8 protein-coding genes are annotated in these 9,972 nt (G+C 69.3%); 7 read left to right on the forward strand and 1 reads right to left on the reverse strand.

The genetic code is table 11. The features are described 5' to 3' along the window. The first annotated feature begins 276 nt into the window (after nt 1–276). The 7 genes from VGD93_RS00480 to VGD93_RS00510 all read left to right on the forward strand — a co-directional run bounded on the left by VGD93_RS00480 (nt 277) and on the right by VGD93_RS00510 (nt 8,735). Nucleotides 277–1,806, forward strand: coding sequence for a sugar ABC transporter ATP-binding protein (locus VGD93_RS00480; RefSeq protein WP_395008109.1), 1,530 nt, complete (start codon nt 277–279; stop codon nt 1,804–1,806). Next, nucleotides 1,788–2,642, forward strand: coding sequence for an HAD-IIB family hydrolase (locus VGD93_RS00485; RefSeq protein ID WP_395008111.1), 855 nt, complete (start codon nt 1,788–1,790; stop codon nt 2,640–2,642). The genes VGD93_RS00480 and VGD93_RS00485 overlap by 19 nt, the downstream gene beginning before the upstream one ends. Then, nucleotides 2,639–3,625, forward strand: a complete 987-nt coding sequence (locus VGD93_RS00490) for an ABC transporter permease (RefSeq protein ID WP_395008113.1) — start codon at nt 2,639–2,641, stop codon at nt 3,623–3,625. The genes VGD93_RS00485 and VGD93_RS00490 overlap by 4 nt, the downstream gene beginning before the upstream one ends. 82 nt (nt 3,626–3,707) lie before the next feature. Beyond that, the gene (locus VGD93_RS00495) at nt 3,708–4,652 is read left to right on the forward strand and encodes a substrate-binding domain-containing protein (RefSeq protein ID WP_395008114.1); all 945 of its coding nucleotides are present in this window, start codon (nt 3,708–3,710) and stop codon (nt 4,650–4,652) included. Nucleotides 4,653–4,769: 117 nt separating this feature from the next. Continuing rightward, nucleotides 4,770–6,431 carry a GMC family oxidoreductase gene (locus VGD93_RS00500; RefSeq protein ID WP_395008116.1) on the forward strand — a complete coding sequence of 554 codons (1,662 nt, stop codon included), beginning with the start codon at nt 4,770–4,772 and terminating at the stop codon, nt 6,429–6,431. A 2-nt stretch (nt 6,432–6,433) separates the two neighbouring features. After that, a complete protein-coding gene (locus VGD93_RS00505; RefSeq protein WP_395008118.1) occupies nt 6,434–7,927 on the forward strand; it encodes an aldehyde dehydrogenase family protein in 1,494 nt (497 codons plus the stop codon). Nucleotides 7,928–7,958: 31 nt separating this feature from the next. Beyond that, entirely contained in the window at nt 7,959–8,735 is a 777-nt protein-coding gene (locus VGD93_RS00510) for an enoyl-CoA hydratase-related protein (protein ID WP_395008120.1), read from the forward strand. 22 nt (nt 8,736–8,757) lie between these two features. On the opposite strand, the gene VGD93_RS00515 is transcribed toward VGD93_RS00510, so the two are convergent. Beyond that, nucleotides 8,758–9,849 (reverse strand): glycoside hydrolase family 88 protein, encoded by a 1,092-nt coding sequence (locus VGD93_RS00515; protein ID WP_395008121.1) that lies wholly within the window; start codon nt 9,847–9,849, stop codon nt 8,758–8,760. Between the last annotated feature and the right edge of the window lie 123 nt (nt 9,850–9,972).

Genomic DNA, 9,972 nt, shown 5'->3' on the forward strand with positions numbered 1-9,972 from the left:
ATCCGCGGCCGGGCGGCCCCCGCCGCGCGGGCGGCCGGACGGCGCGACGCCCCGACGGTCGCGGCGGCGGGCTAGCGAGTCCATCGCGAACGAGGTCGCCTCGCTCCTCGCGGCCGACGGTGAGGCGCGTTGCAGCGCGCGTATGTGAAATCCATTTATCCGCCGGTTCTGCTGCTTTTCTCCGCTCTCCGTTGAGATTATTCAATCTCCATTGACAGGGTTCCGGCAAATGTGAGAAAACGTTTTCTAGCGGCCGGCTTTGAGGGAGGGACCAGCATGCATCGTGGGGAGGACTCGCCGCTGCATGCCGACGAAGTGCCCGACGTGCTGCTCGAGATGCGCGGCATCGGCAAGTCGTTCCCGGGCATCCGGGCCCTGCAGCAGGTGACCTTTTCGGTACGCGCCGGGGAAGTGCACGGGCTGGTCGGCGAGAACGGCGCCGGCAAGTCGACGCTGATGAAGATCCTGTCGGGCGCCTACCAGGCCGACGAAGGCAGCATCACCCTCAACCACGAGCGCATGCAGCGCACCGACCCGCAGGCGATGATCGAGCGCGGCGTGGCCGTGATCTACCAGGAATTCGCCCAGGCGCCGCACCTGACGGTAGCCGAGAACATCTTCATGAACCGGCCGCGCCGGACGCGGGCCGGCCTCGTGGACTGGGCCGGCATGGCGGCCGAGGCCGCGCGCCACATGGAACGCCTCGGCTTTTCGGTCGATCCGCGGCGCGTCATCGGCGAACTCAGCGTGGCGCAGCGCCAGATGGTCGAGATCGCCCGCGCCATCTCGCGCGACGCCCGCCTCATCGTGCTCGACGAGCCGTCGGCCGTGCTGGGCGACGCCGAACTCGAGAAGCTCTTCGGCACCATCCGCGCCCTGCAGCGCGACGGCGTCTCGTTCATCTATATCTCCCATCGCCTCAAGGAAGTCTTCGACATCTGCCAGTCGGTGACGGTGCTGCGCGACGGCCAGCTCGTGGCCAGCCGGCCGATCGAGGAATGGACCACCGACTCGCTGATCCGCTCGATGGTCGGGCGCGAGATGGGCGACTACTTCCCGCCCCGCCGCCCAAGCTTCGGCGACGAGGTCCTGCGGGTCGAAGGGCTCGGCCGCGCCGGCGTCCTGCACGATATCTCCTTCTCCCTGCGTGCAGGCGAAATCCTTGGCGTGTGCGGCCTTGCCGGGGCCGGCCGGTCGGAACTCCTGCGCGCCATCGTCGGGGCCGACCGGCTGGACCGCGGCAGCATCAGCCTGCGCGGCAAGCCGACCCGGATCGACAGCCCGCGCAAGGCCATCTCGCTCGGCATCGGCTTCGCCCCCGAGGATCGCAAGACCGAGGGCCTGTTCCTCGACCAGACGGTGAAGTTCAACGTCACCATTTCCAAGCTCAAGGACTATCTGCGCGGCTTCTGGCTCGACGTGGCGCGCGAGAAGCAGTCGGTGTCCGAGCACGTGCGGCGCCTCGGGGTGAAGGCGCCCAGCATCGACGAGCCGGTCGGCAATCTGTCGGGCGGCAACCAGCAGAAATGCGTGCTGGCCAAGCAGATCAACGCCAGGTGCGAGATCCTGCTGGTCGACGAGCCGACCCGCGGCGTGGACGTGGGCGCCAAGCGGGAAATCTACGACCTGCTGGTCGAGCTGACCCAGGCCAAGGGCCTCGCCGTGCTGATGGTGTCCTCCGAACTGCCCGAGATCATGGGCATGTGCGACCGCATCCTGGTGATGCGGGAGGGCCGGATCACCGCCGAGCTGCCGGGCGGCTCGGCCACCGAAGAACAGATCATGACATGCGCGACCATCCACTGACCCTCGCCGCGCCGATCCGGCTGGTGGCGGTCGATGTCGACCGCACGCTGCTCACCGACGACTACCGGCTGCTGGCCGAAGTCGTCGAGGCCGTGGCGCTGGCGCGCGCAAGCGGGCTCAGGGTGGTCGCCGCAACGGCACGCTCGCCCGATGCGCTGCGCCCGATCGCGGCGGAACTCGGGCTCACCGACCCTTCCGTGTGCTTCAACGGCGCCTGGACCGGGCGGCTCGGCAAGGACGGCGACCAGCCCATCGCGCAGCTGCCGATGAACCCCGAGATGGCGGCGCGCCTGATCGCGGACGCCGAGGCGCTGGAACTCAATCCGTGCTGGTTCGGCCCGACCGGCTCGTTCGCCCATGCCGACGGCCCGGCGGTACAGCGCGAGCGGCGCGCGACCGGCCTTGGCGCCACGATCGTCTCCGACAAGGAGGCGATCACCACCCCGATCTACAAGGTCCTGTGCCTCGGCGCCCCCGGCCGGGAGGCGCGCCTCGAGGCGCTGCGCACCAGTTATGCGCGCCAGTTCGAGATCTCCCGCTCCGACACGCACCTGCTGGAGGCCACGGCGCCCGAAGTCTCCAAGCAGGCGGCCGTCGCCCGCCTCGCCGCAGCCATGAACCTGGCGGCCACCGACACCGCCGCCATCGGCGATTCCGAGAACGACCTCGCCCTCATCGCCTGGGCCGGGCTGGGGATTTCGATGGGCAACGGCAGTGCGGCCGTGCGCCGGGCCGCCGCCTGGCAGACGCACAGCAATGCGCAGGCCGGGGCCGCGTACGCCCTGCGGGCGATCGTCGCGGCGAATTCGTCGATGGATTTGGGAGGCACGAGGTGAGCCAGACGAGCACGATGACCACTGCGAAGACGCGCGGGCTGCGCGCCCTGCTGCCCAGGAAGTCCGGGCTGATCTGGGTGCTGGCGGGCCTGTGCGCCGTCGCCGCGATGATTTCGCCGGCGTTTCTCAATCCGGTCAACCTGACCAACGTGCTGCGCCAGGTGTCGCTGTTCGGCATCGTCAGCGTCGGCATGACTTTCGTCATCCTCACCAAGGGCATCGATCTGTCGGTCGGCTCGATCCTCGGCGTCTGCGCCGTCACGGCGGCGACGCTGCTGACCATGGGCTGGCCGATCGCCGTGGTCATCGTGGTCGTGCTCGCCGTCGGCGTGCTGCAGGGGGCGGTGAACGGACTTGGCATCACCCTGGGCGGGGTGCCCCCCTTCATCATGACGCTCGGCGTCATGGTCATGGGGCGCGGCCTTGCCATGATGATCGCCAACGGCCAGCCGGTGAGCATCCGCGGCACGGCGGCGGATTTCGCCTGGCTCGGGCGCGGTGACATGCTGGGCCTGCCGGTGCCCGTCTGGATCTTCCTGCTCGTCGCCGCCGTCTCGATCTTCGTGCTGCGCTTCACCGCCTATGGCCGGCAGGTCTATGCCATCGGCTCCAACGCCGAGGCGGCCCGCCTGTCGGGCATCAACGTCAAGGCCGTGGAATTCAGCGTCTACGTGATCAGCGGCTTCCTCGCCGGGCTGACCGGCCTCATCTTCGTGTCGCGCCTCACCGTCGGCGAGCCCACGGCCGGCACCGGCATCGAACTCGAGGCCATCGCCATCACGGTGATCGGCGGCACCAGCCTGTTCGGCGGCGAAGGCACCATCGTCGGCACCATCATCGGCGCCGGCATCCTCGCCGTGCTCGCCAACATCATGAATCTCGTGGGGGTTTCCCCGTTCACCCAGCAGATCGTCAAGGGCGCGATCATCGTGGGCGCGGTGCTCTACGAGATGCAGCAGAGAAAACGCAGGCCCAAGGCCTGACCCGTGCTTCGCCCGCGCGAAGGCGCCGCGTGTCGGCGCTGAGTTCCCCAACGCAACCACGACCTGAGGAGGAAACCATACCATGTCGACGAGATCCAAGCTGATGCGAGCCGCCCTTGGGGTGGCCGGCGCCATCACCCTGCTGGCACTGCCCAACATGGCGTCGGCGCAGGACAAATACGTCATCGGCTTCAGCCAGGGCACGATGAACCACCCGTGGCGCGTTGCCATGGTCGAGGGCAACAAGAAATATGCCGAGGAGAACCTCAAGGACGTCGAACTGATCATCACCGACGGCCAGAACAGCTCGGCCAAGCAGGTCGCCGACGTCGAAAGCCTCCTCGCGCGCGGCATCGACGTGCTGATGATCAGCCCGCTGACTTCTGACGCGCTGACCCCCGTGGTGCAGCAGGCGCTCGACGCCGGGATCAAGGTGGTGACCCTCGACCGCAAGGTCGACATCCCAGTCACCGTGCATGTGGGCGCGCTGAACCTGCCCATCGGCGAAGACGCCGGCAAGTACCTGGTGCAAGCGCTCAAGGGCGAGGGCAACGTCATCGAGATCCAGGGCACGGCCGGCGCCTCGGCGACGAACGACCGCCATGACGGCTTCGTCAAGGGCATCGAGGGGTCCAACCTCAAGGTCGTCGCCTCGCAATATGCCGACTACCTGCGCGAGAACGCGCTGAAGTTCATGGAGGACCAGCTGCAGCGCTTCGGACCCGGCGAAATCCAGGCCGTCTATGCCCATAACGACGAGATGGCCCTCGGCGCCATCCAGGCGCTCGAGGCGGCGGGGCGGCTCAACGAGGTCGTGGTCGTCGGCGTCGACGGCGAGGAGGTGGCCTTCGAGGCGATCAAGGCCGGCAAGATGGCGGCCACCTTCGTCTATCCCTATGTCGCCCCCGAAGGCATCCAGATCGCCTACAAGGTCGCCAAGGGCGAGCCGGTGGACGCGGAAGTGATCCTGCCGGGCAAGCAGGTCGACGCGTCCAATATCGACGAGATGCTGGGCACCGGCCTCTGAGCGCGGGGCAACCGGGCCGCTGCGCGAGCGGCCCGGTCCGCACCGGAACAACCCTGCCGGGCGCCGGCACGCGGCAACACTCCGCGCCGGCGTCCGACCCATGACGAGAGGGCGGCGATGCCATCCAAGAGCTGGGACTACATCATCGTCGGGGCCGGTTCGGCCGGCTGCGTGCTGGCCAACCGCCTGAGCGAGGACCCGGCAACGCGTGTGCTCCTGCTCGAAGCCGGCAGCCGCGACCGCAACCTGATGATCCACATGCCGGGCGGCCTCGGCAAGCTGTTCGGCCCCAAGGTGAACTGGCGCTTCCACACCGTGCCGCAGCGCCACCTCGACAATCGCGAGGTCTGGTACCCGCAGGGCAAGACGCTGGGCGGCTCCAGCGCCATCAACGCCATGATCTATATCCGCTGCCAGCGGGAGGACTACGACAACTGGGCGGCGCTGGGCAACGCCGGCTGGTCCTACGAGGAGGTGCTGCCCTATTTCCGCCGCGCCGAGGACAATGACCGCTTCGCCGACCGCTATCACGGCCAGGACGGGCCGCTCTGGGTCTCGGACCAGACCTCCCCGCACCGCATCAGCCGCGCCTTCGTCAAGGCGCTGCAGCAATACGGGGTGCCGCACAACCCCGATTTCAACGGCGAGACCATGGCCGGCGCCGGCTTCTACCAGGTGACCTGCCGCAACGGCAGGCGCCGTTCGGCGGCGGTTTCCTACCTGCATCCGGTGCGCCACCGGCCGAACCTCGAGGTGAGGACCGGCGCCCGCGTCGTCCGGCTGGTGCTGCACAATGGCGCGGCGACGGGGGTCGAGCTCGCCGACGGCTCCATCCTCACGGCCGACGCCGAGGTGCTGGTCGCGAGCGGCACCATCAACACGCCGCGGCTCATGCTGCTGTCGGGCATCGGGCCGGCCGACGAACTGCTGGAACTCGGCATCCGGCCGGTGCACGACCTGCCCGGCGTCGGCAAGAACCTGCACGACCATTTGTGCACCAACGTGCACGTGGCGACACGCGGCCGCATCAGCTACGATGGCCACGACCGCTATCCCCGTGCGCTGCTGCACGGCCTGCAATGGCTGCTGTATCGCACCGGCCCGGCCGCCGCCGTGATCGTGGAGGGTGGCGGCTTCCTCAAGACCGAGGGCGAGACCCGGCCCGACCTGCAGATCCACCTCGCCCCGGCGACGGTGGTGCGCGGCGGCCAGACGACCATTCCCGGCTTCGGCTTCACCGTCAATTCGACCTTCCTGCGGCCGCGCAGCCGGGGCCAGGTGACGCTGCGCTCGGCCGACCCGGCGGCGGAGCCGCTCATCGACCCCAATTATCTCGCCGATCCCCACGACCGCCGGCAGGCCCTCGCCTCCGTCCGCATCATCCGCGACATCCTCGAGCAGCCGGCGATGGCCGGGCTGATCGAGCGCGAGCGCCTGCCCGGCCCGCAGGCGACGAGCGACGAGGACATCATGGCCTATGTGCGCCAGTACGCCTGCTGCGACTACCACCCGGTGGGCACCAGCAAGATGGGACACGACGACATGGCCGTGGTCGACCCGCAACTGCGCGTGCGCGGCATCGACAGGCTGCGCATCATCGACGCTTCGATCATGCCGGTGCTGACCTCGGGCAACACCAACGCCCCCGCCATCATGATCGGCGAAAAGGGGGCGGACCTGGTCCGCGGCCGGCCTCCGCTGGCGCCCCTGCCCGCGGTCGGGACGCACCAGGGGCAACAAGCCGGACATTCCTCGAGCCTTGCGAATACAGGAGCCTGACCATGGACGCATCCCTCAAGCCGAGCCTGCCCGCGCAGCCGCGCGCGTTCGCATTCCATGTCGGCGGGCGCGCCGTGCGGCGTGGTGATCGCGACTGGTGCGTGCGCGTCAGCCCGGCCCATGGCGTCGAGGTGACGCGGGTGCCGGCGTGTACGGCCGCCGACGTCGATGCCGCGGTCGCCGCGGCGCGCCGGGCCTTCGCGCAAGGCATCTGGTCCCGCCTGCCGGGCAGCGAGCGGGCGCAGGTCCTGCTGCGGGCCGCCGCCGGCGTGCGGGAGCGGTTCGAGGAACTCGCTTATTGGGAAACGCTGGAAACCGGCAAGCCGATCACCCAGGCGCGCTCCGAGGTCCTGGCCTCGGCCGGCTACTACGAATACGCCGCGGGGGTCGCGAGGACGCTGAGCGGGGACAGTTTCAACAATCTGGGCGAGGGCATGTTCGGGCTGGTCGTGCGCGAGCCGATCGGCGTCATCGGCCTCATCACGCCGTGGAACTTCCCGTTCCTGATCCTGGCCGAGCGGCTGCCGTTCATGCTCGCCGCCGGCTGCACGGTCGTCGCCAAGCCCAGTGAGTTCACCTCGGCAACGACGCTGATGATGGCCGAGATCCTCGGCGAAGCCGGGCTGCCGGACGGCGTCTTCAACGTCGTCACCGGCTACGGCCTGCCGGTGGGCCAGGCCATCACCGAACACACGGACATCGACATGGTGTCCTTCACCGGTTCGGTGGCGACCGGCCAGCGGGCGCTGGCGGCCAGCGCCTCCAACATCAAGAAGCTGGGGCTGGAACTGGGGGGCAAGAGCCCGCAGATCGTCTTCGCCGACGCCGACCTCGAGGCGGCGGCCGACGGCGTCGTCTACGGCATCTGCCTCAATGCCGGCCAATGCTGCGTGAGCGGCAGCCGCCTGGTGGTGGAAGAAGGCATCGCCGATGCTTTCCGCGACCTGCTGGTCGACAAGTTCTCCCGCGTGCGTATCGGCGATCCGCTCGACCCCGCGACGCAGATGGGCGCCATCGTCACCGAGGCGCACCAGAACAAGATCCTCGGCTATATCCGGTCGGGCGTCGCGGACGGGGCACGGCTCGCCTGCGGCGGCGGCATCCTCGACGGCGACGGCTGGTTCATCACGCCGACGCTGCTCGAGGGCGTGCGCAGCGACATGGCGGTGGCCCGGGAGGAAATTTTCGGGCCGGTGCTCACCATGACGACGTTCACCACGCCCGACGAGGCCGTCGCCATCGCCAATGACAGCGTCTTCGGGCTGGCGGCGAGCATCTGGACGAAAGACCTCGACAAGGCCCTCGACACCATGCGGCGCGTGCAGGCGGGGCGCATGTGGATCAACACCACCATCACCGGCGGACCGGAACTGCCGATCGGCGGCAGCAAGCAATCCGGCAACGGGCGCGAAACCGGCGTCTACGGCGTCGAGGAATATACCGAGCTCAAGTCCGTGCATATCGCCTTGGGCCAGCGCACGCCATGGGTACAATAGCCCTGCAGCCGCGGCAGGCACGGAGCACAAGATGACAGAGCAACTGGTCCTCGAACGGCGCGCCGGCGACAGGGTCGTGCTGCTGACCCTCAACCGCCCCGACAAGCTCAACCCGCTGTCCAAGCAGCTGCTCGGACAGCTCGCCGACCGGCTGGCGGCGGCCGCGGCGGACCCCGAAACCGCCTGTGTCGTCCTCACCGGGGCCGGGCGCGCCTTTTCGGCCGGCGCCGACATCGCCGACATGCTCGCCCGCGGCACCGCCTCCTACGAGGACCCCGACAGGCTGGCGCACTGGCACGCCGTCGACGCGTTTCCCAAGCCGCTGATCGCCGCCGTCAACGGCTACGCGCTGGGCGGCGGGCTGGAGCTGGCGCTGTTGTGCGACATCGTGCTGGCCGCCCGGAGCGCCAAGTTCGCGGCGCCCGAAATCAAGCTGGCCTCGTTTCCCGGCGATGGCGGCACGCAGCGCCTGCCGCGCCGGGTCGGGCGCTCCTTCGCCATGCAGATGGTGCTGACGGGACACATGGTCGACGCGGAGCTGGCCGAGCGCAAGGGGCTGGTCAGCGAGGTCCTGCCCGACGACGGCCTGCTGGACCGGGCGCTCGCATTGGCCGGCGAGATCGCCCGGCATTCGGTGGCCATCACCCCCTACGCCAAGCGCGCCATCCGGGCGGCCGACGAGCACCCCCTCGCCGAGGGGCTGGCGATCGAGCATCGGCTGACGGTCGAGGCCTATGCCACCGAGGACCGCGCCGAAGGACTGCGCGCCTTCGCCGAAAAACGCGAGCCCAGATTCCGCGGCCGCTGAATGCCTCCTGTCCGGCGGCGGCTCAGGCGCCGTGCCGACGCCGGGCCAGCCGCAGCAGCGACTTCAGGTAATAGTAGTCGCCGTACATCGTGGATTCGTCGATGCCGCGGCCATGCGGCAGGTCAGCCGTCGCATGCAGCAGCAGGCCGCCTTCGTCGCCGGCATTGGCGCAGCTTTCGGCCAGGCTCTGCAGCAGCCTCGTTGCCGCCTCGAGATAGGGCTCGTGGCCGGTGACGTCGAACAGGCGCTGCAGGCCATAGCTGGCGATGGCGCCGGCCGACGCATCCTTGGGCTGGTCGGCGCCGGGCGCGAGGAAATCCCAGGGCGGCACGCCGTCGGCCGGCAGTTGCGCCAGGAAATAGGCGGCCGCCCGCTCGCTGGCCGCGACATAGCTCTTGTCGCCCAGCATGGCGCCGAGGATGGCGAGGCCGGTGATCGCCCAGGCCTGGCCACGCGCCCAGGCGCTGTCGGCCGCGTAACCCTGGTAGGTGTCGCCGCCGATGGGGGCGCCGGTGGCCGGATCGAACTTGTAGACGTGGTACACCGAGCCGTCGGCACGGAAATGATGGGCCAGCGTGGTGGCGGTGTGGCTGAGCACGACGTCGAGCAGCGCCGCCTCCCCGCTCTGCTGGGCGGCCCAGACCAGCAACGGCATGTTCATCAGCGTGTCGATGAGCACGTTGCCGCTCCAATCCTCCTTGCCGAAGAAGCCCCAGCCGGGAATGTAGCCGGCCACGCGGTTGTGCTGCGCCGCAAGCGAGCGGGCGGCGGCCAGCGCCGCGCGGTGGTAGCGCATGTCGCCGGTCAGCTGCCACGCCTTGACCGCGCTCGGCACGAACATGAAGCCAAGGTCGTGATTGCTGGTATCGGCCGACCGCGGCAGCAACCGATCGGTGAAATACAGCGCGCGCTCGCGGCTCGCCGGGTCACGCTCCCGCTCATGCGTCAGCCACAATAGCCCAGCCCAGAACCCCCCGGTCCAGACGCCGTCGGCCGTGAGCTGCCACTGCCTGGCTTCGGTGATATGAGGAAAATCCGTCACCGTCCTGGCGATGGCGCGGACCCTGTCGATGGCGCCGGAAATCGCCGCATCGTGCCAATCTGGTGCTGTCATAGCCTTCCCCGGATGCAACCCGCCAAAGCGCCGGTCGTGGCGCCTGCCGCCCCGCAGGCGCTGCCCGCGGAGCGGCGATCGTGCCGGCGGGCCGCCGCGGGTCGCGGTGCCGCCGGTCCCCGC

Source organism: Devosia sp. (genome assembly GCF_036406155.1).
Lineage (GTDB): Bacteria > Pseudomonadota > Alphaproteobacteria > Rhizobiales > Devosiaceae > Devosia_A.

Excerpts from the sequence above, each read along its gene's own strand:
- VGD93_RS00505 (WP_395008118.1), top strand. The coding sequence starts at position 6,434 with ATGGACGCATCCCTCAAGCCGAGCCTGCCCGCGCAGCCGCGCGCGTTC.
- VGD93_RS00515 (WP_395008121.1), bottom strand. The coding sequence starts at position 9,849 with ATGACAGCACCAGATTGGCACGATGCGGCGATTTCCGGCGCCATCGAC.
- VGD93_RS00500 (WP_395008116.1), top strand. The coding sequence starts at position 4,770 with ATGCCATCCAAGAGCTGGGACTACATCATCGTCGGGGCCGGTTCGGCC.
- VGD93_RS00510 (WP_395008120.1), top strand. The coding sequence starts at position 7,959 with ATGACAGAGCAACTGGTCCTCGAACGGCGCGCCGGCGACAGGGTCGTG.
- VGD93_RS00495 (WP_395008114.1), top strand. The coding sequence starts at position 3,708 with ATGTCGACGAGATCCAAGCTGATGCGAGCCGCCCTTGGGGTGGCCGGC.
- VGD93_RS00485 (WP_395008111.1), top strand. The coding sequence starts at position 1,788 with ATGCGCGACCATCCACTGACCCTCGCCGCGCCGATCCGGCTGGTGGCG.
- VGD93_RS00480 (WP_395008109.1), top strand. The coding sequence starts at position 277 with ATGCATCGTGGGGAGGACTCGCCGCTGCATGCCGACGAAGTGCCCGAC.